The sequence below is a fragment of the Mucilaginibacter sp. NFR10 genome (assembly GCF_900100445.1).
In the GTDB taxonomy this organism is placed as follows: domain Bacteria; phylum Bacteroidota; class Bacteroidia; order Sphingobacteriales; family Sphingobacteriaceae; genus Mucilaginibacter; species Mucilaginibacter rubeus.
Genome location: NZ_FMTV01000001.1, coordinates 509005 through 533950, shown reverse-complemented (window position 1 = coordinate 533950; position 24946 = coordinate 509005). Strand labels below are relative to the sequence as shown.

Annotated in this window: 24 protein-coding genes; 13 read left to right on the top strand and 11 right to left on the bottom strand. The window is 42.2% G+C overall.

What is annotated here, in order from left to right; all coding sequences use genetic code 11:
• The first annotated feature begins 23 nt into the window (after positions 1–23).
• A complete protein-coding gene (locus BLP33_RS02385) occupies positions 24–1607 on the top strand; it encodes a RagB/SusD family nutrient uptake outer membrane protein (protein WP_090524508.1) in 1584 nt (527 codons plus the stop codon).
• Positions 1608–1667: 60 nt separating this feature from the next.
• Positions 1668–2696 carry a SusE domain-containing protein gene (locus BLP33_RS02380; RefSeq protein ID WP_090524506.1) on the top strand — a complete coding sequence of 343 codons (1029 nt, stop codon included), beginning with the start codon at positions 1668–1670 and terminating at the stop codon, positions 2694–2696.
• A 288-nt stretch (positions 2697–2984) separates the two neighbouring features.
• On the opposite strand, the gene BLP33_RS02375 is transcribed toward BLP33_RS02380, so the two are convergent.
• Positions 2985–4271, bottom strand: a complete 1287-nt coding sequence (locus BLP33_RS02375; RefSeq protein WP_090524504.1) for a citrate synthase — start codon at positions 4269–4271, stop codon at positions 2985–2987.
• 132 nt (positions 4272–4403) lie between these two features.
• Between BLP33_RS02375 and BLP33_RS02370 the strand changes: the two genes are divergently transcribed.
• A complete protein-coding gene (locus BLP33_RS02370; protein ID WP_090524502.1) occupies positions 4404–7685 on the top strand; it encodes a PAS domain-containing hybrid sensor histidine kinase/response regulator in 3282 nt (1093 codons plus the stop codon).
• A 385-nt stretch (positions 7686–8070) separates the two neighbouring features.
• Here BLP33_RS02370 and BLP33_RS02365 read toward each other — a convergent pair whose 3' ends face one another.
• Together BLP33_RS02365 and BLP33_RS02360 are read right to left on the bottom strand one after the other, a co-directional pair.
• On the bottom strand, positions 8071–8604 hold the full coding sequence (locus tag BLP33_RS02365) for a DUF3347 domain-containing protein (protein ID WP_090524501.1): 534 nt from the start codon (positions 8602–8604) through the stop codon (positions 8071–8073).
• Between the two features lie 7 nt (positions 8605–8611).
• Positions 8612–9859, bottom strand: a complete 1248-nt coding sequence (locus tag BLP33_RS02360; RefSeq protein WP_090524498.1) for an ABC transporter permease — start codon at positions 9857–9859, stop codon at positions 8612–8614.
• 260 nt (positions 9860–10119) lie between these two features.
• On the opposite strand from BLP33_RS02360, the gene queA reads away from it, so the two are divergent.
• Positions 10120–11169, top strand: coding sequence for a tRNA preQ1(34) S-adenosylmethionine ribosyltransferase-isomerase QueA (queA, locus tag BLP33_RS02355; RefSeq protein ID WP_090524496.1), 1050 nt, complete (start codon positions 10120–10122; stop codon positions 11167–11169).
• A 100-nt stretch (positions 11170–11269) separates the two neighbouring features.
• Positions 11270–11998, top strand: coding sequence for a 2-C-methyl-D-erythritol 4-phosphate cytidylyltransferase (locus BLP33_RS02350; RefSeq protein ID WP_090524494.1), 729 nt, complete (start codon positions 11270–11272; stop codon positions 11996–11998).
• Between the two features lie 41 nt (positions 11999–12039).
• On the opposite strand, the gene BLP33_RS27140 is transcribed toward BLP33_RS02350, so the two are convergent.
• The 3 genes from BLP33_RS27140 to BLP33_RS02340 all read right to left on the bottom strand — a co-directional run bounded on the left by BLP33_RS27140 (position 12040) and on the right by BLP33_RS02340 (position 13165).
• A complete protein-coding gene (locus BLP33_RS27140; protein WP_110585189.1) occupies positions 12040–12189 on the bottom strand; it encodes a lmo0937 family membrane protein in 150 nt (49 codons plus the stop codon).
• A 111-nt stretch (positions 12190–12300) separates the two neighbouring features.
• Positions 12301–12522 carry a DUF2795 domain-containing protein gene (locus BLP33_RS02345; RefSeq protein WP_002996718.1) on the bottom strand — a complete coding sequence of 74 codons (222 nt, stop codon included), beginning with the start codon at positions 12520–12522 and terminating at the stop codon, positions 12301–12303.
• 94 nt (positions 12523–12616) lie between these two features.
• The gene (locus BLP33_RS02340; RefSeq protein ID WP_090526166.1) at positions 12617–13165 is read right to left on the bottom strand and encodes a cob(I)yrinic acid a,c-diamide adenosyltransferase; all 549 of its coding nucleotides are present in this window, start codon (positions 13163–13165) and stop codon (positions 12617–12619) included.
• A 241-nt stretch (positions 13166–13406) separates the two neighbouring features.
• Here BLP33_RS02340 and BLP33_RS02335 point away from each other — a divergent pair, with 241 nt between their 5' ends.
• From BLP33_RS02335 to BLP33_RS02325, 3 genes are all read left to right on the top strand, one after another.
• Positions 13407–14432, top strand: coding sequence for a chitinase (locus BLP33_RS02335; protein ID WP_090524492.1), 1026 nt, complete (start codon positions 13407–13409; stop codon positions 14430–14432).
• Positions 14433–14505: 73 nt separating this feature from the next.
• Entirely contained in the window at positions 14506–15129 is a 624-nt protein-coding gene (locus BLP33_RS02330) for a hypothetical protein (RefSeq protein WP_090524491.1), read from the top strand.
• 47 nt (positions 15130–15176) lie between these two features.
• On the top strand, positions 15177–15584 hold the full coding sequence (locus BLP33_RS02325) for a hypothetical protein (RefSeq protein ID WP_090524489.1): 408 nt from the start codon (positions 15177–15179) through the stop codon (positions 15582–15584).
• A 94-nt stretch (positions 15585–15678) separates the two neighbouring features.
• Here BLP33_RS02325 and BLP33_RS02320 read toward each other — a convergent pair whose 3' ends face one another.
• The 5 genes from BLP33_RS02320 to BLP33_RS02300 all read right to left on the bottom strand — a co-directional run bounded on the left by BLP33_RS02320 (position 15679) and on the right by BLP33_RS02300 (position 20367).
• The gene (locus BLP33_RS02320) at positions 15679–17328 is read right to left on the bottom strand and encodes a serine hydrolase domain-containing protein (RefSeq protein WP_090524487.1); all 1650 of its coding nucleotides are present in this window, start codon (positions 17326–17328) and stop codon (positions 15679–15681) included.
• 44 nt (positions 17329–17372) lie between these two features.
• On the bottom strand, positions 17373–18206 hold the full coding sequence (locus BLP33_RS02315) for a helix-turn-helix domain-containing protein (protein WP_090524484.1): 834 nt from the start codon (positions 18204–18206) through the stop codon (positions 17373–17375).
• A 66-nt stretch (positions 18207–18272) separates the two neighbouring features.
• Positions 18273–19013 (bottom strand): ABC transporter ATP-binding protein, encoded by a 741-nt coding sequence (locus BLP33_RS02310; RefSeq protein ID WP_090524482.1) that lies wholly within the window; start codon positions 19011–19013, stop codon positions 18273–18275.
• A 171-nt stretch (positions 19014–19184) separates the two neighbouring features.
• Positions 19185–19571, bottom strand: a complete 387-nt coding sequence (gene gatC, locus BLP33_RS02305; protein ID WP_371328316.1) for an Asp-tRNA(Asn)/Glu-tRNA(Gln) amidotransferase subunit GatC — start codon at positions 19569–19571, stop codon at positions 19185–19187.
• Positions 19572–19611: 40 nt separating this feature from the next.
• Positions 19612–20367, bottom strand: a complete 756-nt coding sequence (locus tag BLP33_RS02300; RefSeq protein WP_254780044.1) for a lysophospholipid acyltransferase family protein — start codon at positions 20365–20367, stop codon at positions 19612–19614.
• Between the two features lie 37 nt (positions 20368–20404).
• On the opposite strand from BLP33_RS02300, the gene trpS reads away from it, so the two are divergent.
• The 5 genes from trpS to BLP33_RS02275 all read left to right on the top strand — a co-directional run bounded on the left by trpS (position 20405) and on the right by BLP33_RS02275 (position 24946).
• Complete coding sequence (trpS, locus tag BLP33_RS02295) at positions 20405–21400, top strand: tryptophan--tRNA ligase (protein ID WP_090524478.1); 996 nt, start codon at positions 20405–20407, stop codon at positions 21398–21400.
• A 125-nt stretch (positions 21401–21525) separates the two neighbouring features.
• Complete coding sequence (locus tag BLP33_RS02290; RefSeq protein WP_090524476.1) at positions 21526–22140, top strand: deoxynucleoside kinase; 615 nt, start codon at positions 21526–21528, stop codon at positions 22138–22140.
• A gap of 13 nt (positions 22141–22153) precedes the next feature.
• Positions 22154–22828 (top strand): hypothetical protein, encoded by a 675-nt coding sequence (locus tag BLP33_RS02285; RefSeq protein ID WP_090524474.1) that lies wholly within the window; start codon positions 22154–22156, stop codon positions 22826–22828.
• A complete protein-coding gene (kdsB, locus tag BLP33_RS02280) occupies positions 22825–23559 on the top strand; it encodes a 3-deoxy-manno-octulosonate cytidylyltransferase (protein WP_090524472.1) in 735 nt (244 codons plus the stop codon). Before BLP33_RS02285 ends, kdsB begins: the two co-directional genes overlap by 4 nt.
• 250 nt (positions 23560–23809) lie before the next feature.
• Positions 23810–24946 (top strand): FIST signal transduction protein, encoded by a 1137-nt coding sequence (locus tag BLP33_RS02275; protein WP_090524470.1) that lies wholly within the window; start codon positions 23810–23812, stop codon positions 24944–24946.

Here is a 24946-nt window from a genome sequence, read left to right as displayed (position 1 = left end):
CTGATAACGCAAAAAAGATTGACATGAAAAGAAATTCATTAAAATATATATTAATAACCGGTTTGATAGCCGGGGGTTTAACATCGTGCACCAAGAAGCTTAATTTGCTTCCTACCAATGATGTAACGGCGGAGCAGGTTTACAGCTCGCCCGAGGGTTACAAACAAGCATTTGCCAAGGTTTATGCAGCATACGCGCTCACCGGTAATACAGGGCCTGCCGGCAACGGCGACGTACAAGGTATTGACGAAGGCACGTCTGATTTTTTCCGCCTGATGTGGTGTGCCCAGGAATTACCGACCGATGAAGCTGTTGTTGGCTGGGGAGATGTGGGGCTGCCGGATTTTCACAGCATGACCTGGTCTTCAAGCAACCTGTTCCTTACAGGTTTATACTATCGTTGCATGTATCAGATTACATTGGCTAATGATTTTATCCGCCAGTCGTCTGATGCTAAGCTAAGCAGCAGGGGAATTACCGGCGCCGATGCTGATAAAGTTCATCAATATGTTGCTGAGGCGCGCTTTTTAAGAGCCTATCAATATTCGATTTTAATGGATTTATTTGGAAACCCTCCATTCGTTACCGAAAACGATGCTTTGGGTGGTGCTTTGCCTAAGCAAATAAGCCGTAAAGATCTGTTTACCTATATTGAAGGCGAGCTTAAAGCAATTGATGGAAGCCTTGCTGATGCCCGCACTAACGAATATGGCCGCGCAGATAAAGCGGCTGCATGGGCATTATTAGCCAGGATCTATCTTAATGCTGAGGTTTATACCGGTACAGCTAATTATGCAGCTGCGGTAACCTATTCAAAAAAGGTGATTGATGCCGGTTATTCATTAGTTAGTGACTATTCCAAATTAATGCGCGCTGATAACAACCTCAATAAAAATGAGTTTATTTTAACCATTAACTATGATGGCTTACATACCCAAAGCTATGGTGGTGCCACATTTATGACCCATGCCCCCGTTGGTGGCTCAATGCCTGCTGCTGATTATGGTATTTCAGGCGGCTGGGCCGGTTTACGTACTACCAAAGCTTTTGTAAACCTGTTTCCGGGAGGCGCCTCGAGTGCTGATAAACGTGCCCAGTTTTATACCGATGGCCAAAATATCGATATCAATACCATAAGTAGCTTTACCGATGGCTATGCTATCAGTAAATTCAAAGATGTTAAGATAAACGGTGCCCCCCCGCAAAGTTTGGATTATGCAGATATGGACCTTCCTATTTTCCGTTTAGCCGAGCAGTATTTGATCTATGCTGAAGCTACTACACGCGGCGGTGGCGGCGATGCCACACTTGCTTTAAGCTATGTTAACAAATTAAGGGCCCGTGCCTACCAAAGTGCTACCACCGGCCAGTTAACCGCTTTAACAACCGACTTGTTGCTTGATGAAAGAGGACGTGAGCTGTACTGGGAAGGCTTCCGCCGTACGGATCTTATCCGTTACAAAAAGTTTGTAGAGGCTACCTATTTGTGGCCGTTTAAAGGCGGTTCAAAAGATGGAAAAAGCGTTGAAAGCTTCCGCACGGTATATCCGTTACCATCGGCAGATGTTACAGCTAACCCTAATCTGAAACAAAATACAGGATATTAATAATATACCGGGAGATGCTCTTAAAGTATCTCCCGTAAAACCATAAAACCTAAAAAGGATATGAAAAAAATATTTACCACGCTCCTGGCATTCGGTGGCATTGCGCTGCTGATGCTGGCGTCATGTAAAAAGGATGAAGTAAAGGTTGTAGCAAACGTGGGCAAAGTGGGTGCTTTAACTTCAACAACAACCGCCCCCGCACTATCTAAACCCAATGCCAATAATGATGCTATTACCTTTAGCTGGGCCGCAACCCCGGTAACTGGTTACAATGCCCCCATTACCTATACTATACAGTTAGATGTAAAAGGTAATAGTTTTAAAAACGCAAGAGAAGTAAGCACCGACAAGCTTACCCAAACGCTTAAAGTGGGTGTGCTTAACGATATGTTAACAGCATTGAAGCTATCTTATGACAACCCATCGCAAGTTGAGGTGCGCATTAAATCATCAGCGGCTCCAAACCTGGCTGCTACCTACTCAAACATTATTACATTAACTGTATTACCATACCAGGGTACAGGCTATATTTATGTTCCCGGTGCTTACCAGGGATGGGATCCCAAAACTGCCGACAGCCTCACTTCACCAAATAATGATGGTGTGTATGATGGCTATATCGGTTTCCCTGTTGGTAAGCTTGAATTTAAACTTACTCCTAAAAAGGTTTGGGACGTTGCATACGGTGATGCAGGCAGCGGAAAAATAAGTACTACCGGCGGTAACCTTTCGGTACCTGCCGCGGGATACTATGCGCTGCATGCCGTTATCGACCAAAACGATAAAACAAAAGGCACATTTACGGCTACCCCTGTGTTCTGGAGCATTATTGGCGATGCTACTCCGGGCGGCTGGAGCACTGATACCGATATGCTTTATGACGCTACCACCAAAACATGGAGCGTTACCGTTGCTTTAATTGGCGGCAAGGATATAAAATTCAGGTTTAATCACAGCTGGGATTTAAACTTAGGCGGTACGCCAGGTGCACTCACTCCAGGCGGAGCTAATTACACCATTACAACCGGCGGCACGTACAAAATTGTATTAAATGCCAACGCCAACACTTTTACTATTACTAAGCTTTAAGCTTAACCACTGCAGTTGATTGATTTATTTATATGGCCCCGCACGGTGAAAACCTGCGGGGCTTCTTTATCTGAACCTTAATTTTTGACGAATGATCACGCTGATTTCGCTGATTCCCTCGTTTAGTATTATCAAATAATAAGATTAGCAAATCAGCGTAATCATATTAATCAAAATCAAAAATCAGCGGTCAAAAAAAGCGATGAGGTCATCCCCCATCGCTTCCTTATTTAATGTAGTCTTTTCTTCTTCTATTACTTATGATCCATCAACCATGAACCAAAAATTTTACCGTTTTGCTATCTCCACATACTCTTTAGAGGTGGCGCCAACGTAAATCTGGCGCGGACGACCGATAGGTTCTTTGTTTTCTTTCATTTCTTTCCATTGAGCAATCCATCCCGGTAAACGGCCAAGAGCAAACAGTACAGTGAACATATCAGTTGGGAAGCCTAAGGCGCGGTAAATGATACCGGAGTAAAAATCAACGTTAGGATAAAGTTTACGCTCAACAAAATAAGGATCTTTCAGGGCAACCTCTTCCAGTTTTTTGGCTATTTCCAATACCTCGTCATTAACTCCCAGCTTTTCTAAAATATCGTCGCAGGCTTTTTTAATGATCTTTGCACGCGGATCAAAGTTTTTATAAACGCGGTGGCCAAAACCCATTAAACGGAAAGGATCGTTTTTGTCTTTCGCCTTAGCAATCCATTTATCAGTATCGCCACCATCTTCTTTGATCTTCTCCAGCATTTCTATTACAGCCTGGTTGGCGCCGCCATGTAGCGGTCCCCAAAGCGCTGAAATGCCTGCAGATACCGAAGCATAAATATTAGAATCAGACGAACCTACGATACGAACGGTGGAAGCAGAACAGTTTTGCTCATGATCGGCATGTAAAATCAACAGCTTGTTCATAGCGTCAATAACCACCGGATCGATCTCCACCTCCTCTGTACGCTGACCAAAGGTCATGTGCAGGAAGTTGGTAACGTAATCGTATTTATTTTGAGGATAGATAACAGGGTGCCCTAATGATTTTTTATAGATCCATGAAACCACGGTAGCCATTTTAGCAAGCATTTTAATAATGCTTTGGTTAAGCTCTTCGGTGGTTTGGGATGGCTTTAATGATTCGGGATAAAAAGCCGATAATGCAGATACCAATGACGACAGCTGCCCCATCGGGTGCGATTTTGACGGAAAGCCATCAAAAAACTTTTTCATGTCCTCATGCACCAAAGTGTGGCGGCTTAGCTCGTACTGGAATGATTTTAGCTTTTCGGCAGATGGCAGCTCGCCATAGATCAGCAAATAAGCAACTTCAATAAATGATGATTTTTCGGCTAATTGCTCAATTGGATAACCACGATATTTAAGTATTCCCTGCTCGCCATCTAAAAAAGTAATGGCGCTTTTGGTAGCGCCTGTATTTTTATACCCGATATCAAGTGTTACATAACCGGTTTGATCGCGAAGCTTAGAAATATCGATTGCCTTTTCACCTTCAGTGCCCTCAATTACAGGGAGCTCAAATGTTTTATCACCAATTTTTAGTTGTGCTGTTTCCGCCATAGAAATTTGTATCTGCAACAAATGTAAATAAATCTGCGTATTAATAACCGCTAATATAATTTACTGTTTGTAAAAATTTTCGGCCAAATTTATTATTTTACAACCTGTATTTGTGCTTATAGACGTTAATAATTGATTAAAAAATTACTGCAAAACATGTCGTTAAAAGGTAACTCATTGGTAATGATCCAAAACCAAGCTACCGTTTATCGCCTTTTACTCATAGGCTTATTTATTGCAAGTCCCTCGTTACACTATCTTTGCTTCCACAATTCTTACGATCCTTTTTGGCTAAGGGCTATAAACTGTTTTTTGTGTGCTATCACGCTATTTTTTTCTTTCATTAATAATAAGGTTTTTTATAAAGCGGGGATCTTTGCCACCGTTTTGTCTTTCCTGGTCATAAACAACTGCATTTTACTTGCCAAAAACGGGTTTGAACATGTGTACCTGTTTAGCGCAATAACCATTTTTATTGCGTTAACCCTTTTTTGCAAAAAAAGCAGGGAATTCATAATTATCTGCGAAGCTAACCTTGCAGCTATTATAACCGCCTATTTTACCGCGCCCAGGCTCGCCATTTCGCCCGCAGTGCTGATCGTACTTATTTTGGTTTTCACTGTAATAGCCTATGTCTCATTTTTAGTGGTGATGGCTTATCAATACCAACTAAAAAATGCTGTTAATAACGTGATGAAGCTTAACCAAAGCCTTATGGTTAATGACGCCAAGCTGCGTGAAAGTCGTAATCATCTCAACGCGCTCATTAACTCGTTAAATGACATCATTTTTGAGTTTGATGAAAACAAAACCTGTATTAATGTATGGTTTAATGAAATGACCGAGCGCGTAGTTGATCCGCGGATAGCGATTGGCAAAACGCTCGATAAGGTAGTGGGCCCGCAAAAAGCCGAAAAGTATGACAGCGCTTTAAACTACGTAATAGAAAACCGCAAACCCATATCAATAGAGTTTTTATCTGATTACGACAGCGGACATTCCTTTACAGCTAACTTTACTCCTGTTTTTGATAAAACAACAGGTTATACCGGCCGGATCTCGGCCTCAGTAGTGGATATAACCGAGCAAAAGAAATATGAACGGGCCCTTAAAGAAAACGAAGGCTTGTTACTTGAAGCTCAAAACATTGCTAAAATAGGCAACTGGTGGTATGACCATGAGAGTAAGGAAACATTTTGGTCGGCCAACCTCAATGATCTGCTCGGGATTGAAGATATCCCCACCGGCACGAACCACTTTCAATATTATATAAGCCTGGTACATCCTGACGACAGGGAGAACGTTTTTGAATATCTTGCATCCATCCGTACAACAGCACAAAACCAACTTGAGCATAAATTTATCACACCGGCGGGTAACTTAAAATATATCAGGATCCAACGCGGCGAAAAAAAATTACTGTCAGCCACAGTTACGCGCACATTTGGCATTATCCAGGATATTACCGAAGCCCGCCTTGCCGATAAAGCAGTTAAACTAAGCCAGCTTGAACTGATGGAAGCCCAGGCCATTGCTAAAATAGGCAATTGGAAATATGACGTAGCGTCGCGTCGCCTGTCCTGGTCGGAGGAGCTGAATGTCATTTATGAGCTTGACCAGGATACCTCTTCATGCCAGCGCTGTTTTATAAAGTTGCTGCTTAAGCATGTACATCCTAACGACAGGTTTATTGTCAGGAGCTTATTGCGTAACGAGTTAAGCAACATGGATTCATCCTATGAATACCGCATTATAACTCCCGGTGGCAATATCAAACACCTGAGTATTATAGCCGGCAAACGCCTTTATAATGAAGACGGAAGTGTGCGCAAAATTATAGGCACCCTGCAGGATATTACAGAACGCAAACAGGCTGAGCTTGATTTCAGAAACGTCGAAAGCAAATACCGGCGGGTATTAGAAACTGTTAATATGATAGCAATAACGGTTAACGACAGTGGCATTGTTACCTTTTGCAACAAATACCTGGCAAACCTGGTAGGATATACCCAGGCCGAGATCATTGGCATGAATTGGATGGACAATTTTATTCCCGATGATCTGAAAGATTTTTTAACGAGCTGGTTTATAAATGACAGTTTTTTACCGCATTACATTAACCCTATTATTTGCCGTAACGGCGAGCAACGGATCATAAGCTGGCAAAATACGGTTTTTTATGACGAAAACGGCGTTTTTAAGGAGACCACAGCGCTTGGCGAAGACATAACAGACCAGGAGAAAGCACGACAGGACCTAATATGGGCTAAAGAAATGGCCGAAAAGTCGTCTAAGTTCAAGTCGGAATTTTTATCCATCATGAGCCATGAGATCCGTACGCCGATGAACGCGGTTATTGGTACAACCAACCTGCTGCTTGACGAAAACCCAAGGCCCGAACAGATGGAATACCTCAATACGCTCAAGTTTTCGGGCGAAAACCTGCTGGCCATTATCAATGACATTTTAGATTATAATAAGATTGAGGCTGGCAAGCTGGAACTGAATAACTCAAGGTTCAACATTCACCAGCTAATCCATAAAATAAAGCAATCTTTTGAGCCAAAGGCGGCCGAAAAAAAAATGACGCTTGAATTGATAACAGATGATACCATTCCCGGAGATTTAATGGGCGATGCCATGCGGCTGAGCCAGGTACTTAATAACCTGATCAGCAATGCCATTAAATTTACACATACGGGTAAAGTTATTATCCGGTTGGATAAGGATGTGATAACCCCAAACACCGTTAATATTAAATTTGCGGTTACCGATACAGGAATAGGCATTTCGCCCGAAAGCTTCAACATTGTTTTTGATCCTTTTATGCAGGACCAACAGGTAATTGATAATGACTATGGAGGTACCGGTTTAGGCCTCGCTATTACTAAACGGCTGGTTGAACTGCATAAAGGTACAATTGCTGTATCAAGCGAACTGGGTAAGGGTACCACATTTAGTTTTGCTATAAACTTTACCCTCGCTCCTGAGGTCGCTGCCATGAAACCGGTTGCTGTTGCGGCGAATGCTTCAGACAACAACTTACAGGGCATGAATATTTTAGTTGTTGATGACAACAAAATGAACCTGATGATAGCCGGCAAATTTTTAAGGCGCTGGAATGCCCAGGTTCAGGAAGCATCAAATGGGCAAATAGCTGTCGACCTGGTTAACCAAAACTCTTATGATCTTATTATTATGGACTTGCAGATGCCTGTTATGGACGGCTTTGAAGCAACGGCGATGATTAAACAAACACAGCCCGACTTGCCCATCATAGCCCTCACGGCCGACGCCATGCCCGAAACCTACCAACAAGCGCTGGAAGCGGGTATGTGTGATTATTTGACTAAACCTTTTGTTCCTGAAGTACTGTACAGCAAATTGGCAAAACATATCAGGCAATCAGTGTAATTTCGGAGTTAGGATGTTCAATCTGGGATCGAGGCGAAAGGTAAAAGGTTAAAGGCTAAGGGTTTAAAAACCTCCGCTATTCGAAGTCCCCGTTATTCGAAGCCTATGAGTTCGAGTGAACTATGCCAGGAGTTTGTAACTCCAGCCCTACACACTAATTAAATCATATCACAATAGCCTATGTATTTGGTTTGCAACCACATACATAAATCGTCCATAGACGAAGTCTACAGGCGGCGAAGCGATCAGTATGCAAATCGCTTTAAAATATCATAAAATCCTTCAATCATGAAAATCATGGTTCAAAATAAAAAAAGCGACAGGGATCGCCTATCGCTTTAAATATCATAAACTTAATCAGTGTAATCAAGAAGGATCAACGGTCTTAGTTAATCTGTTCCTTCACAGTTCCGCACTCTTTCATGTGCTCCGGAAAATAGGGGTTTACAATTGGTTTTGTTGACGAAAGCCAGTACCCCCCTTTTCCCCCATCGGCCATCGGGCAAAAGTCAACATAAATTGGCGCCGACTTGAATTTCGCGCCTTTTACCAAAGCGATAACATCTTTACTTAATACCAAAAACGCTTCGCGCTGGGCTTTGATATCCGCTGCATTGCTTATCTTGTGCGCCACAGCAGCTGTTTCGCTGCAACCTTTTATATCCGAAAGCTTACCTTCTAAAGCTGTAGCAGCTGTTTTTATGCCAGCGGGGTCCGATTTAATAAACTCATCTTTTAAAGCGATATAAGCCTTAAAAACATCACTGGTGTTACCTGTATCTGCAACCTGGGCTTCGGCTGCAGGCTTGGCAGCAGCAGTCGTATCCACTTTAGCAGTATCCTGTTGTTTGGCAGGTTGATTACATGCAGCGGCAACAGCTAAAGCCGCTAAAAAACAAAATCCTTTAATTATTTTCATATTACAATTAGTTTGTACGGATAGCTTCTACCGGGTCCAGCCTCGAGGCCGAATACGCGGGAATAATGCCAGCTATCACCCCTATTATAATTGAATAGCTTAAGCCCCGTGTAACGTTAGCAGCATCAAGTATTACCTGTACATCTAAAGCGGCCTTTACGGCAAACGTGGCCAGATATACAAAAAACAACCCGATGATCCCGCCCACAAAACAAAGCAAAACCGATTCAATTAAAAACTGCAATAATATGAAATAGTTTTTAGCCCCTAATGATTTTTGTATCCCTATGATATTGGTGCGTTCCTTTACCGATACGAACATGATATTAGCGATACCAAAACCACCAACTAAAATCGAGAACCCGCCAATGATAGCACCGGCAATGTTAACCACTTTAAAAAGATCGTCGAGCTGCTGGGTGATCATGGTTGTACGGTTTAGCGAAAAATTATCATCGGCTCCGGGCCTCAGCCTCCTGATAGAACGCATAAGTCCTTTGATTTCGCTTTCAACATCATCAGTCGGGATGCCTTTCTTACCACGCACAATAATTGAAGGACCATATTTTGAACTCTGTATATCAATTAAGTTGCGGGCAAAGTTAATGGGCAGCAGCACCTCCTTATCTGTAGAGATACCAAGCATATCCTTACCCTGTTTTGAAAACACGCCTACAATGGTCACATACCGCCCCATCACCTTAATCTGCTTACCTACGGCATCGCCATCGGGGAAAAGGGCCTGGGCTATATCATAACCGATATCGGTTATAGGCGCACCGGTTTTTGATTCCATTTCGGTAAAGTAACGACCACTCTCCAAATCAAAATTCCAGGTTTTGTCATGATCCTGTGATGCAGCGTCTACCTGGGCGCCTTCAACCGTGTTGCTTTTATACTTTATGGTGCGGTTATCAATATTTATTTCGTATGATAATGCCTCGGCGGTTGTGATACGGCGCGAAAGTTCGTTAAAATCGCGAAGGTCAGATTCAGGCCTTTGCAGGTATTTCCACCAGGGGAAATCGCTCCCGCCCACCCAGGGCCACTTTTGCACATATATACTGTTATTACCCAGCTTATTAACACTATTTTGCAGGTTATTACGCAGGGTATCAACTGCCGATTGTACAGCTATGATAGTAAATATACCAATGGTTACCCCAAGCAATGACAGCAACGTACGTGTTTTGTTCTGCCGCAGGGCATCGCCGGCAAACAAAAAACTTTCCCTTAAAAGTTTTAAAAAAAGCATATAACTTATTTTGATCTTACTTGTTAATCAATCCTAATTGCACGGTTAAAGCGTGGAGGTAATAATAATATAACGGGCGTTTTTATTACTGATACGTTAAGCCGCCTGCCAATATTTTTTTAGACAACAGTACATGATTTAAGTTACAGTATTTTGCAATTAATATAACGGTAGTGTAATAAAACTGCTTCTTAAAAAAATCTGTTAAATTAACAAAAAAATTCGTACATTTGCGCCCTTGAAAATTCATAAAAACAAGCATGAAATTATCTCAATTTAAATTCAACTTACCTGAATCCCTTATCGCCCATACACCCTCTGCCACCCGCGATGAATCACGTTTAATGGTTTTACACAAAGATTCGGGCAAAATTGAGCATAAAATATTTAAAGACGTGCTGGATTATTTTGATGATAAGGATGTAATGATCCTTAATAATACTAAAGTTTTCCCTGCCCGTTTATATGGCAACAAAGAAAAAACCGGTGCTACCATCGAAGTATTTTTGCTGCGCGAATTGAATAAAGAATTGCGTTTATGGGATGTACTGGTTGATCCGGCCCGTAAAATACGCGTAGGTAATAAATTATATTTTGGCGATGACGATTTGCTGATTGCTGAAGTTGTTGACAACACCACTTCACGCGGCCGTACCATCCGCTTTTTATTTGACGGTACCGACGAAGAATTCCGTCGTAACGTTGAAATTTTAGGCGAAACACCACTGCCTAAATACATTAAACGCAAAGCTACCGCCGAAGATAAAGAGCGTTACCAAACCATTTTTGCTAAGCATGAAGGCGCCGTTGCTGCTCCTACTGCAGGTTTACACTTCAGCCGTGAGCTTATGAAACGCCTTGAATTAAAAGGTGTTGATTTTGCGGAAGTTACTTTGCACGTTGGTTTAGGCACCTTCCGCCCGGTTGAGGTTGAGGATTTAACCAAACACAAAATGGATTCGGAGCAATTTATCATTGAACAAAAACAAGCTGATATTGTAAACCGCGGTATTGAACGCAAAGCACGGATCTGTGCAGTTGGCACAACTTCAATGCGTGCCATTGAATCGGCTGTATCGGCAAACAAAACTTTGAAAGCTGCTAACGACTGGACCAGCAAGTTCATCTTCCCGCCGTATGATTTCAGCATTGCCAACTCAATGATCACCAACTTCCATACCCCTGAGTCAACACTGTTGATGATGATTTCGGCATTTGGCGGTTACGAACACGTAATGAATGCATACGAAATTGCAGTAAAAGAAAAATATCGTTTTTACAGCTACGGTGATGCGATGCTGATCATCTAATCTTCTTAGATTTGAGATATAAGATTTGAGATATGAGACCATGGTTTCATATCTCATTTTTTTTGCAGGCAATTTTGTTAGATATTAGTCAAATAAAGTCATGACAGCCTCCAATCTCACATCTCATATCTCACATCTCACAGCTCAAAACAAAAACTACGTTATCATAGTAGCAGGAGGTTCGGGCAGCCGGATGCGATCGGCGGTACCTAAACAATTTTTACTGCTTAACGGTAAACCCGTATTAATGCATACCATTGAAGCCTTTGAGCAATCGGAGGCGAAACCAGCCATTATACTGGTTTTACCAGCAGCTTACCATGCTTACTGGCAGCAATTGATTCAGGAATATTCATTTACCATTTCCCATCAGTTGGTTATGGGCGGAGAAACCCGTTTTCATTCGGTCAAAAACGGGCTTAACCTGATTACCGAGCAGGAAGCACTGGTTGCTGTACAGGATGCCGTACGGCCGCTTACTGCATCCTATATTATTGATGAAGCTTACCAATGCGCCGCCAAGCATGGCACGGCGGTAGTGGCCGTTAAAAGCCGCGATTCGATACGCCAGATAAAAGAAGGCCGCTCGGTAAGCCTGGTCAGGGATGAGATTTACCTGGTGCAAACCCCGCAAACCTTTAGGGCTTCGCTATTAAGAAAAGCTTATGAACAACCATTTGATACCCGGTTTACAGATGATGCAAGCGTTGTTGAGCAATATGGCGCCGAAATAAAACTTACCGAAGGCGATCATAGCAACATCAAGATCACCTTCCCCGAAGATATCGCCATTGCCGAACTGCTTTTAAGCAAAAAGCCACAGCTATAAAGTCTGCGGCTTTTTTGATTTGCAATACAAGGTTAAATTTGTTATGCCCGTCTGATTACACCTAAAAGTACAGCTATGATAGCTATTACTAATAGTATGTGAATCAAACCACCCCCAAATGGGTGTATAAATGCTCCAAACAGCCATCCTATAACCAGGATAACAGCGATAATGTACAATAAACCTCTCATTTTGTTATGTTTTTAGTAGTTAAGTAAATGTGTAATTACCCATACCAAAACCATTCCAAAATTAGCGGTTAATAAAAAAAACCCTCATTGCTAAGGGTTTCATTATCGTGTTTAGTACTCGTCTTCATTAAAGAAGAAGTCGTCTTTAGTCGGATAATCCGGCCAGATCTCTTCTATGTTTTCGTACGGTTCGCCATCGTCTTCAAGTGCCTGAAGGTTTTCGATAACCTCAACAGGAGCGCCTGAACGGATAGCATAATCAATTAATTCATCTTTAGTTGCGGGCCATGGTGCATCTTCCAGGTGCGATGCCAGTTCAAGTGTCCAATACATCGTTTTTATTTATATTTATAATTATCAGTAAAATTTACTTTTTCGCAAAAGTATAACATTTTCAAATTGAATATCAATATTTTTTTTCAATTTTTTAAACCCGTGGTATCCACTGATTTTCAGCTATTTTATTAGTATCAGCAATTTTGCGGGCCAAAGTGAACAGGTAATCACTCAACCTGTTCAGATAAATATTCACTTTTTCATCAACTGTACTTTCTTCGGCAAGCTGAACGGTTATCCTCTCGGCACGGCGGCAAACACATCTTGCAATATGGCAAAATGAAATCACATTACTGCCACCCGGTAAAATAAAATGTTTAAGCGCCGGCAGGCTTTCATTCATGGTATCCATTTCCGTTTCCAGCATTTCCACATCACTCATGTGAAGGTCCGGAATAATCATCCGTGACCGCTCAGGGTCGGCTGCCAGTGAAGAGCCAATTGTAAACAACCTGTCCTGTATCTGCTTCAATACCTCCTTATCATGTGCATCAATATCCTGATCACCAATAAGCCCGATGTACGAATTAAGTTCATCAACCGTACCATAGCTTTCAATGCGGATATGGTGCTTGGGCACGCGCGTACCGCCAATTAATGAGGTAAACCCTTTATCGCCCGTTTTAGTATATATTTTCATACTTAATTTAACAAATAAGCCGCCAACAATCAGGCTACAAAAAAGCCAACTCTGATTATCAAGCAATTAAAACCAAGCCCGATAAATCTTTTTTTCATGATTGGTGTTATTTCAAATCTATCATCTTAAATTTTGTATTTCATAACACTTTAGCATATTTTTTGCCAATAAAGTGTAATTTTTAATATGTTAGCTTAAACTTGCATCCGTGATATCATCAAACATACTTAGCGTGAAACTCATGAAACCGATCATATTATCATCCAAGCTGCTCTCCTTATCGCTTATCATCCTGCTTTCAACCGGCTTTAGCTGCGGCGGCAACAGTAAAAGTAGCAGTGGCAGCGACAGTAACAAGGCGGTGGCAGATAAACCGGCCCCTCCTAAAGTAAGCATGGCCAGTTTATTAAGCGAAAAACAATTTAATGATCTTTTTCCGCAACGTGATAAATTTTATACTTATGCTGCCTTTATCAAAGCAGCCGATGAGCTCGGCATGATCAGTATAAAAGTAACCCGCCGGGCAACATCCGTTTACCAGTTGATACGTACCGATAAAAAAACAGGCAAAAAGGCCGTTGTACGCCAGGATGTTGATTGGAACGAAGAATGGGCCAAAGCCAAACCAGATAGCACCTACACCATTGACTATGGCAATTTCTGCACCGAATACAGTGCCGATGTAAATAAAAAGGAACTCGCTGCCTTTTTTGCGCACATTGCGCACGAAACCCGTCATGGCATGAATGCTACATATACCGATGGCCTAATGCTGATCCACGAAAGCAATACCAGCTTGCCTTACGTTGCCGAAAATGATGAATACCCACCTGTGGCCGGTAAAAAATACTATGGCCGCGGGCCGATGCAATTGAGCTATAACGGCAATTACGGCTATGCTTCGGATTGTATTTTAGGCGATGATAAAATACTGCTCCAAAATCCCGAGATGGTAGAAACCGACCCGGTGATGGCTTTTAAAACCGCCATCTATTTCTGGATGACGCCTCAAACCCACAAACCATCGGCGCATGCTGTAATGACAGGCAAATGGCAACCCACTGCAGAAGATAAAGCCGCAGGCCGCACGCCTGGTTTTGGTATGACCATTAATATTGTGAACGGCGAAGTAGAATGCAATAAGGGCGAAAACATGTATAAGATGAACGACAGGATTGGCTTTTACCAGTTTTTCCTGAAGAAATTAGGGATTACTGATGCTAATTGCGCTTGTTCATGCGGTAAAATGAAGCCTTATCATTATTAACAGCTGTATTTTTGAATTTCAAAGCAAAAAAGTTATTATTGTATTAGCATTATACAACACTAAACTTTAACATTTGGAATCCACTATTGAAAACGCCGGTTTGTATCCCCCGGCTACCGACCAGTTCGGTGATATCCTGGACAGCCTGAAAAACAGATTCAGGATTGAGCAAACCGGGCATATTGATTTTCATTTAGAGCAGTTTAGTATTTTCAAAGACTATCTCGACATTAGTGTAAAAGAATCATACGCTATAAAAAATAAAAATAACGATAGCTATATGCTGTTCACCGAATGCCAGTCAAAACATATCGGGCATCATCACGGCAAGGCTGTAACCTACACGCCATATCAAACCTGGGCACTGGCTTATTTAAAGCATGATTTTGGCCGGATACTCATCAGGCGCGAAACATTGGTTGACAAGATCATTGAACTGATCCACCCGGTTGAGCTTGATTTTGCCGAAGACAAGGCCTTTAGTGACACTTTTTATATGCTGGTAAGCGACCGCCAAAAAGCAATTACCGGTGCCGACCGTAATTTCCGCAACGTGGTAATGGATATCAGGCTGGATGATTTTGTAATAGAGATTGTTGAGCATACCCTCATTATCGGTAATACCCACGCCATATCTGCAGAAAAAGCTATGCACCTGGCAGAGTTTGTTTCGAGGCTGTGTACCACCTGCGATTGAGCGAGTAAGGCTATTAGCCCTGCTTTACCTATATTAAACCATACCATATGAGCCTATTCGCACTAATTTTGGCTGTCGCTGTTAACACCCATGCTCATTTCAAACCCGATACTGTTGATTACTGGCATGTTAAATACAACAATAAAATAATAGCTGAATATACCGCTTTTGATAAAAAGCCAATTGTTATCAAAAAGCAACGAATAAAAGATACAGATATATTAACTGTTGAATATGGTAATGACACACCTTGCTATGAGGGTGATAAAGGACTGTATATATTAAGTAACGATAAAAAACGGATCTCAATAACTTCAGTCAAAATAAACCAGCCACTAAAAGTCTATCTAAATTACATCATGGCCACAAAAGCGTATTATCATCTAAAAAATCTTGATTTCTATTACTTCGATTGCAGACGGGATAATTTGATATTTCGATTAAAGATTGAATAACTATAAAAAGGTAAAGGCGCATTACATGCGCCTCCCTGTGTTACAATTTTGATTTGCATATTCGGAGACGCATGTGATGCACCCTAACAGAAAATCATTTTAATACCGCCGGTAAAATATAATCTTTCATCATTCTATCAACCTGCGAATGCGCGTAGGGCGTGTTGTAGGCCTCGGCGGTTATAACAACTACCAGTGGCTCATCGGTAAAAACAAAGATCTTGTTGCCGCCATTGCCTGAGCAGTAGTAAGTTTCGTAAGCTTCGTTGTTTACCCAATAGGTTTTGTTCCAGAACAGGTAACCGTAAAAGCCCTCACCTACCACATCTTTTGGTAACGTAAGGTGTTTGGTAAATGATTCCTTAACCCAGTTTTGCGAAATTACCTGTTTGCCATTCCAAACACCGCCATTTTTATACAATTGCCCGAATTTGGCATAATCAAGCGAGCGCATTTGCAGGCCGCCCGCGGTATTGGGTACATTCTGCGGTGTGTATTGCCAGCGATAATTGCTGATGCCCAATGGCTTGAACAGCTTTTCGGCCGAATATTTATCAAGTCCGCCGGGCACTGATTTATTCAGGATGTCGCCCAATATCACCACGCCGGCTGTAAAATAATTCCATTGTTTACCTGCCCTTTTATTGCTGTCTGTTTTAAGGCTGAGGGCAAATTTCACCCAATCATCGGTGGGGTACATATTTTCTTCATTCCCCGGCGAATCACTTTGATTATCATCCGCGCCAAAAACAGAGCTCATGGTAAGCAGGCTTTTTAGTGTTACATTTTCTTTTTGAGGCGAGTAGTTACTGAACTTTTTAAGGTCATAAAACTCCTTTAAGGTTTGATCAACGCTTTTGATATAGTCATCATGAACTGCTATCCCCATCACGGCCGAAGCAAATGTTTTACCAACCGAACGGGGATTGTGCAATGAATCGCGCGCGCTGCCGTTAAAATACTCCTCAATTAGCAACTTGCCGTTCCTGATCACTACCACGCTGGTGATCTGTTTAAACCTGTTGCCGGCAATAAGGGCATTCATCTCCATGATCTTCTTTTTATCAAAATCTTCTTTTGATACCTGCCAGCCGCTGCCCGGTTTTATATTTTGCAGTTCGGCGTCTCTGAAATCAATTGCCGGTACGGTAACCCTGATCTCTCCCTGTGCTATCAGCTCACCTACTTTCAAATCAGGGACAGCAACATAGGGCCTTACTTCAATTTTGAGCCGGTGCGTACCTGTAGTAAGTGCATCTTCCCCGCCATGGGCCATAAACCTTCCCCATAAAAAACGCCCCCATGAATCTTCTCCCCGGTTACTAATGAGCGGAACAAAAATGGTGGTCTTTGTATTTTTTACGATAGGCAAATTGGCCCCTTTATGCAGGTTTTCCTGGTAAACCTGCCTGCCATCTATATAAAAAACAAACTGAAAATTACCCTGGTTCAGCTGTTCAACACTTAACGACGGCGCTAAGCTATGCTGGTAATTGGTTAATGAATTGGCCAGCAAAAGCCGCATGTACAAATTATTGGCAGGTTTAGCCTCATAGCTTGTTAACAGATCGGTTTGTTCCAGTTTTTCAAGCGGGATTGTATCCGCCTCAAAAACAACCTTACCCATATTGGCTTTTTGAAGAGCGGAGGTTATAGGGTCAGGTTCGATGATATTGCCCACCTGAGCGGATAGCCTGCAAATGGTTGCAGTTATTATAAAGAATATAAGGAGAAAATGTTTCATTGCTGTCTGTTTAGATATTTACAAAACTGCCCCAATTAATACATTCAAAATAGAACAGGATTAACATGCTTTTTCAATAAAAGCTTACGATATGCAGACGGGCTATCACAGCCAAATTGCTTAAAACAACGTAAAAAATGGCTTTGATCGGCAAATCCGCAGGTAAAGGCGATATCTGTTAAGGATAACCCGCCATCTGCCAATAAAGCGAACGATTTTTCAATCCTGAGCTTGCGGATATATTCGCCCATAGTACAATTGAAATACCTGGAAAAATCACGGGATAAATGAACTGGGTGGAGCTGTAATAGCCCGGAAAGTTCGGAAAGCGTATGCTTCCGTGCAGGATCATCGGCCAGCAACATTTTCAGCTTGCCAACCCATGCAGGAATTTGTCGTGACATGCCGGCGTTGTTTACCTGCATTTTATTAAGCGTTTGCAGCAATAACATTTCTACAGTCATTGCGGTCAGCTCGTCACAAATCTTTGATTCTTTAAAAATCCGGTATAAAAGAAATTTCACATCCGGGTCCTGAATGGCAAAGCTGCCTTCCAGTTTATCCTGTTTCAAGTCCAGGTTATCGAACCAGCGCTTTTGCAATTCAATATGAAAGCCGCGGGTAAAGCCTTTGGGCTTGATGTTATAGTGCGGATCATGCCAGTTATGAAACAGCAGGCTGCCTGCCGGGCAATGATAAACTTCCTTTTTATTGCCTTCAATAACATTACCGGCCAATATAAAAGTGAAATAGGCATTTTCATGGTAATGCCAGTCCACCTTATCAAGGGTATATTCGGTGTCAGTTATGGTGATACCATGTAAATGCGTTGTTTGATTGGTTTGTCCGTAGAAGCTGCCTGTTTGTAGTTGTTTCACGGAGATAGATTTGCATTATACTGTAGATAATAAAAGCTATAACTCCCCCCTCAGTGGCTGGGGGGCTTACACCTCCTCTACCCTGCGGTCAACGGTTTGAACATTGGTATTAACGTAGTCATTCTCTATTAATCCATCGCGCATCCTCACTATGCGGTGGGCGTGCAAGGCAATATCTTCTTCGTGCGTTACCAGGATAATGGTATTACCTTTGGCGTGGATATCTTCAATAAGGCCCATGATCTCGATGGATGTTTTGGTATCAAGGTTACCTGTTGGCTCATCGGCCAGTATAATGGATGGATTATTGATCAGCGCCCTTGCCACAGCAACACGCTGTCTTTGCCCGCCCGAAAGTTCATTGGGTTTGTGATCCATACGGTGACCAAGGCCAACATTTTTCAATGCATTGCCGGCACGTTCCTTACGTTTTTCTTTATTAACGCCGGCGTAGATTAGTGGCAGCGCCACATTATCCAAAGCAGTATTACGGGGCAGCAGGTTAAATGTCTGGAACACGAAACCAATTTCCGAGTTACGTACTTCGGCAAGTTGACTATCGGTCATGTGGCTCACATCTATCCCGTTAAGGATGTACTGCCCTTTGGTTGGGGTATCCAAACAGCCCAAAATATTCATGAGGGTTGATTTGCCGGAGCCGGAAGGGCCCATCAAAGCCACAAATTCGCCTTTGTTAATAGAAAGCGAAACTGATTTAAGTGCGTGGATCACCTCGGCACCTATTACATATTTACGCCCGATATCTTTTATGGTTATTAACGGCTTGGCAGTATTTATTGGCTCCATGAATTATTTTTTATTTGGACTGCACTGGGGTGCCGAATGTTACAGTGGTTTTTATTTTTAGTGGTCGGTAGTACGTAAGTCCGATGTCCGCAAGTTTTTAGTCTAACTTACTACCGTCTTAACTTTCGGACTTCTCCGACTTACCGACTTTCCCGACTTTCGGACAAAAAACTATTTCTCAATCACTTTGGCCACCAAAAAGTAGTCTTCGTCATGTTTAGGGGCATTTTCCAAAGCTTCTTCGTGGGTAATTTGTTGTTTAACTACGTCTTCGCGCAGCACGTTGGCACCGGTGGTCATATAAACCAGCGGTTCAACACCTGTGGTATCCACCTCGTTCAATTTAGCCATAAAATCAAGGATCTTGCTCATATCCTTCATCGCATCCTGCACTTCGGTTTCAGTAAGTTCAAGGCGGGCCAGGTGGGCTACTTTTTCAACGGTTTCTTTATCTATGGTCATGCCTGTTGTTTTTTGTTTTATAATAGCGTGATCCTCATCGCGCAGTGCGCCGGCATTATCCATGCTTAACTGGGCCGCTTCAATGGGTTTATGCACAAATATATTACAAATTCCCGGTCTGCTGTCATATAATTGACTAAGCCAGGGTAGAAACAGCGCCTTCAAACTTTAAATCATTGTTCATAATTTCAAATACTTCATCCCGTAAAGCATCGGCATCGTCGATACTCAGGTGTGCCGTTTCAATAGGCTTATGAACCTTAAATTTAGAGATCCCTGGCCTGCTGCCGTGCTTAATGCCGGTGTCCCAAAGTATTCGCCAGGTATTGGCCGACGATACCGGGATGACAGGTATTTTTAACTCAATAGCCAGCCTGAAAGGACCATTTTTAAACGGGCAAAGCTGCGGGGGATAATGATCCGAAATTCCGCCTTCGGGGAAAATGATAAGAGAAACGCCTTCCTGTAATTTCTCGGATGCTTTTTTAAACGCCCGGAACGACGACATTTTACTATCACGATTAACAGGAATATCCACCGTACGGAAAAACAGACCGGTTACCAGGCCATTTTCCAGCTCATGTTTGCCCATAAAACAACAATTGCTTTTAACCAGGATACACATAGCCGAAATATCAAGGTTTGAGGTATGATTAGGACAAATGATATAAGGCCTGTTCCAGTCAATCGGTTGTTCATATTCAAAATGGTAAAATATCCCCGCGAAAGCAGAACTCACTAAGCCCCAAAGCCTTCTGAATGAATTGAGCGTGTGATAGCGTTCGGGCTTACGCGAAAAATAATAGAAAAAAGGCCATAATATAACGTAGCCCAGGGCCACGCTCACAATGTAAAGATATACGTGTACTTTTCTCAATATCATTTTCATCATTACCAAAAATAGAAAAATTCCTTACTTTCGCCACACTATGGAGACTGTTGTTAGTGGCATCCGTTCGACCGGAAACTTACACTTAGGAAATTATTACGGGGCGTTGCAAAACTTTATAAAAATGCAGGATGAATACAACTGCTTTTTCTTTATTGCCGACCTCCACTCGTTAACTACACACCCTACGCCTGCCAACTTACATGGCAACGTAAAACAGGTGCTGATAGAATATTTAGCCGCAGGCATCGACCCGGAAAAAGCTACCATATACGTGCAATCGGATGTTCCGGAGGTTACCGAATTATATCTGTACCTGAACATGAACGCCTATTTGGGCGAACTGGAACGAGCAACATCTTTTAAAGACAAGGTACGCGCCAATCCCGAAAATGTGAACGCCGGCCTGCTTACCTACCCGGTTTTAATGGCTGCGGATATTATTATCCACAAAGCTACTAAAGTGCCTGTAGGTAAAGATCAGGAGCAGCATCTTGAAATGGCCCGCACTTTTGGCAACCGTTTCAACAGGCTATATAACCATGATTATTTTCCCGAGCCTTTTGCCTTTAGCTTTGGCGAAAGTTTGGTAAAAATTCCGGGATTAGATGGCAAGGGAAAAATGGGTAAATCAGAAGGCGAAGGCAATGCCATATTTTTAGGTGATACCCCTGAAGCTATCCGCAAAAAAGTAATGCGCGCGGTAACCGATAGCGGCCCTACCGTTGAAAACCAGCAAAAACCACAGGAGATCCAAAACCTGTTCGATTTAATGAAGGTTGTTTCCACCCCTGATACCCTCGCCCACTTTGATGGGCTTTATAATAAAATGGCTATCCGTTACGGCGATTTAAAGAAACAACTTGCCGAAGATATGGTACTGGCAACGGCCCCTATCCGCGACAGGATCAACGCCATTGCCAACGACGCCGATTACCTGCGCAAAGTAGCCGAAATGGGTGCCGAAAAGGCCCGCGAAAGCGCGTCAAGAACGATAAAGGAAGTTAGAGAGATCATCGGCTTCAGGAAATTTTAAATAGCGGGTTTTGATAGTTCATAGTTCATAGTGTATATTAGTCGGAGTTCATTTCAAAACAGCGGGTGTTCTTCGTTAAAAACATCAGCTATGAACCATGAACTATAACCCATGAACTAAAATATATGCACTTAGCTATTGTAGGAAATATAGGCGCCGGAAAGACCACCCTTACCGAGATGCTGACCAAAAATTACGGATGGGACCCTTTGTATGAAGCAGTAGATAACAACCCCTATTTAGAGGATTTTTACAGCGACATGAAGCGCTGGAGCTTTAACCTTCAGATCTACTTCTTGAATAGCCGTTACCGCCAAATCATCGATATCCAAAAAAGCGGGCATAATATTATACAGGACCGCACCATTTACGAGGATGCCTATATTTTTGCCGAAAACTTGCATGATATGGGCCTGATGACCACGCGCGATTACGAAAACTACGAATCAATTTTTCAAAATATCACCGAGTTTATTAAACCGCCCGATCTGTTGGTTTACCTTAAAGCATCCGTGCCTACCCTGGTAAGCAATATTCAGCGCCGCGGCCGTGAGTATGAAATAGGTATCCGTTTAGATTATCTTTCAAAACTGAACGAAAAGTATGATAAATGGATCAACAATTATAAATTGGGCAAACTCCTCATCCTTGATAAAGACAATCTTGATTTTGCTAACAATACCGAGGACATGGCTACCATTGTGAACTTGATTGAAAGGGAGATTAACGGGCTGTTTTAATAGTTAATAGGGTATGAAGAAGTTTTTGATCTTCGCTTTATTATCTATTCTTTTATTCTCCTGCGAACATAGTTCAGAAAAACAAGTAAATATCAGCACATGGCATCTGCTCAGTTTGAATAGTTTCAAACTATGGTTGCCTCCTAACTGGCATTTCCAACAGGAACAAGGCATAGACTCTTTTGTAGGTAGAATTATTGCTCCAACCGATACTCTCTCTTTCGAAATTAGTTCGATGGGATATGCTAATCACTTATTACTATCAGAACAGGAGTATATAAAAACTAACGATTGGCAACGCGGATGTGATTTTTGCGATAGAGAACGTACATATAGTGACGCCCCCAATATAAAAGTCAAAATTTCAATACATAAACCTACCGCTAAGCAAAAAAGCAAATTTCCTAAAGCTGACTATATTGCAGATATACTTACCAAAGATAGTACAGTGTATATTCCGATAGAAATCCCTGCAGAGATAAAAGATCACAACTTTAATGAAGAGTCGAAACGAGATTTTATTGTAAAAACAGTTTGGCCAAAAAATCCTTCAAAAGGAATTACTGGTATTTACTATCAAAGTAAATCATCAACTTTAAACTTCCAACTATCAGGCAGTAATTTATCAAAGCAGGATCAGGACTTAGCTTTGCAAATGTTTAAAACCATTGTAATAAAAATCAAATGAAAATCTTAGGCATTATTCCCGCTCGTTACGCATCGTCACGTTTTCCCGGTAAACCATTGGTTGATATCGGCGGTAAAACTATGATCCAACGCGTATATGAGCAGGCAAAAAAATGCCGGAGCCTGAGCGAAGTTGTCGTGGCTACCGATGACGACCGGATCTTTAACCACGTAAACGGTTTTGGCGGCATTGCGGTAATGACAGGTGCCAACCACCAAAGCGGCACCGACCGTTGTGCCGAAGTTGCCCGCCTGCACCCCGGGTATGACGTGATCATCAATATCCAGGGCGATGAGCCTTTTATTGACCCTGAGCAGATCACCAAATTAACAGCCTGCTTTAACGATCCGGAAACCCAACTGGCCACTCTTATAAAAAGGATCCTGACCGAACAGGAACTCCATAATACCAATTCGCCCAAGGTGGTGATCAATAAATTATCCGAAGCTATTTATTTCTCCCGCGCTACCCTGCCCCATATCCGCGGCCAGGAACCCGAGAATTGGCTCGAATTTCACACCTTTTTCAAACACATCGGCATTTACGGTTATCGTGCAGATATATTGCAGGAAGTTACCAAACTACCTGTATCCCCGCTTGAAAAGGCCGAAAGCCTGGAGCAGCTTCGCTGGATAGATAATGGTTACCGTATCAAAGTGGCCGAAACCGAGCTGGAAACCCACGCCGTTGATGTGCCTGAAGATCTGGAGAAACTGAAGTTTGATATATAGTTTCTGATTCAACCCTCCCAATAGATTAACACTTCCCGTACTGATAACCTTGTTATTCTTAATACGTATAAGATTAAGCGTACTGTATTAAAGTCCAATTTAAACTATTAAAACACAATTCCAATATTTATAATTAATGAATTTTCTGTAAACAATAAGCTGTTTAATACTTTCATATTTCAAGCAATTTTTGTTTCTTAATTTATTAACTTCATCTGTAGCATCACCATATTATTAACCTAAAATCATCATGAAGATAAGGCAGCATCATTTTGTAAACAAGGGTTGGGTAAATTACTTTACAGACCCTGAATTTAGTGCTGAAAAATGTCAGTTGGTACTTGCTTTCGGTGCACCGAAATTAATTACCGGTCCTGAAATTTATGATTATCTTAAAAAGAGCTATCCTAATGCTAATGTAGTTTTTGCCTCCACAGCTGGCGAAATCATGGGCAGTGATGTGTATGACGACAGCATTGTTGTAACCGCGGTTGAGTTAGAAAAATCATCCATAGCCTGTACTGCTACCCATGTAAACCAACAGGCCAACAGTGCCGAAACGGGAGCCTTCCTGATGTCGCAATTGGATAAAAAAGGCTTAAATTGTGTATTCATTATATCCGACGGCACTTTCATAAACGGAAGTGAACTGGTTGATGGCTTTAACCGCGATAATCCGGGCAAGGTTCCCGTAACCGGAGGCCTGGCCGGCGATGCAGCCCGGTTTAACAGCACATTTACCAGTCTTAACGCTGTCCCCGCGCAAGGTAATGTGATAGCCATAGGCTTCTATGGCGATAGCCTGCATATTAGCCATGGATCAAGCGGGGGCTGGGAAGAGTTTGGGCCTCAGCGAAGCATTACCAGGTCGGATAAAAATGTACTTTTTGAGATAGATGGGAAAAGCGCGCTCGATCTTTATAAAGAATATTTAGGTGAGTATGCTAAAGAACTGCCTGGTTCGGCACTGCTATTCCCATTGTCGCTAACCATTGAAGGCTCAGATAAAAAACTGGTGCGAACCATATTGAGCGTTAACGAAGACAAAAAATCAATGACCTTTGCCGGCAATTTGCCCGAAGGGAGTAAAGTACGCCTGATGAAAGCCAATTTTGAAAAACTGATCGGTGCTTCTTCATCGGCCGCTGCCGACGCAGTAACCGGGCCGGAGCATGCCGATCTGGCTATATTGATTAGCTGCGTGGGCCGAAAACTGGTACTTAACGACCGTACAGACGAAGAATTAATGGCAGCTAAACACATCTTCGGCAATAAAACCATTATGGCGGGCTTTTATTCATACGGAGAATTGTCACCCCTTAATAAGGGGTCAAATTGTGAGTTGCATAACCAAACCATGACCATCACAACCTTTACCGAACACTGA

Excerpts from the sequence above, each read along its gene's own strand:
- BLP33_RS02385 (WP_090524508.1), top strand. The coding sequence starts at position 24 with ATGAAAAGAAATTCATTAAAATATATATTAATAACCGGTTTGATAGCC.
- BLP33_RS02300 (WP_254780044.1), bottom strand. The coding sequence starts at position 20,367 with ATGATGAAAATGATATTGAGAAAAGTACACGTATATCTTTACATTGTG.
- BLP33_RS02380 (WP_090524506.1), top strand. The coding sequence starts at position 1,668 with ATGAAAAAAATATTTACCACGCTCCTGGCATTCGGTGGCATTGCGCTG.
- BLP33_RS02365 (WP_090524501.1), bottom strand. The coding sequence starts at position 8,604 with ATGAAAATAATTAAAGGATTTTGTTTTTTAGCGGCTTTAGCTGTTGCC.
- BLP33_RS02360 (WP_090524498.1), bottom strand. The coding sequence starts at position 9,859 with ATGCTTTTTTTAAAACTTTTAAGGGAAAGTTTTTTGTTTGCCGGCGAT.
- BLP33_RS02335 (WP_090524492.1), top strand. The coding sequence starts at position 13,407 with ATGAAACCGATCATATTATCATCCAAGCTGCTCTCCTTATCGCTTATC.
- BLP33_RS02285 (WP_090524474.1), top strand. The coding sequence starts at position 22,154 with ATGAAGAAGTTTTTGATCTTCGCTTTATTATCTATTCTTTTATTCTCC.
- trpS (WP_090524478.1), top strand. The coding sequence starts at position 20,405 with ATGGAGACTGTTGTTAGTGGCATCCGTTCGACCGGAAACTTACACTTA.
- BLP33_RS02340 (WP_090526166.1), bottom strand. The coding sequence starts at position 13,165 with ATGAAAATATATACTAAAACGGGCGATAAAGGGTTTACCTCATTAATT.
- BLP33_RS27140 (WP_110585189.1), bottom strand. The coding sequence starts at position 12,189 with ATGAGAGGTTTATTGTACATTATCGCTGTTATCCTGGTTATAGGATGG.
- BLP33_RS02345 (WP_002996718.1), bottom strand. The coding sequence starts at position 12,522 with ATGTATTGGACACTTGAACTGGCATCGCACCTGGAAGATGCACCATGG.
- BLP33_RS02320 (WP_090524487.1), bottom strand. The coding sequence starts at position 17,328 with ATGAAACATTTTCTCCTTATATTCTTTATAATAACTGCAACCATTTGC.
- BLP33_RS02275 (WP_090524470.1), top strand. The coding sequence starts at position 23,810 with ATGAAGATAAGGCAGCATCATTTTGTAAACAAGGGTTGGGTAAATTAC.
- BLP33_RS02350 (WP_090524494.1), top strand. The coding sequence starts at position 11,270 with ATGACAGCCTCCAATCTCACATCTCATATCTCACATCTCACAGCTCAA.
- BLP33_RS02375 (WP_090524504.1), bottom strand. The coding sequence starts at position 4,271 with ATGGCGGAAACAGCACAACTAAAAATTGGTGATAAAACATTTGAGCTC.
- BLP33_RS02290 (WP_090524476.1), top strand. The coding sequence starts at position 21,526 with ATGCACTTAGCTATTGTAGGAAATATAGGCGCCGGAAAGACCACCCTT.
- BLP33_RS02325 (WP_090524489.1), top strand. The coding sequence starts at position 15,177 with ATGAGCCTATTCGCACTAATTTTGGCTGTCGCTGTTAACACCCATGCT.
- kdsB (WP_090524472.1), top strand. The coding sequence starts at position 22,825 with ATGAAAATCTTAGGCATTATTCCCGCTCGTTACGCATCGTCACGTTTT.
- BLP33_RS02310 (WP_090524482.1), bottom strand. The coding sequence starts at position 19,013 with ATGGAGCCAATAAATACTGCCAAGCCGTTAATAACCATAAAAGATATC.
- queA (WP_090524496.1), top strand. The coding sequence starts at position 10,120 with ATGAAATTATCTCAATTTAAATTCAACTTACCTGAATCCCTTATCGCC.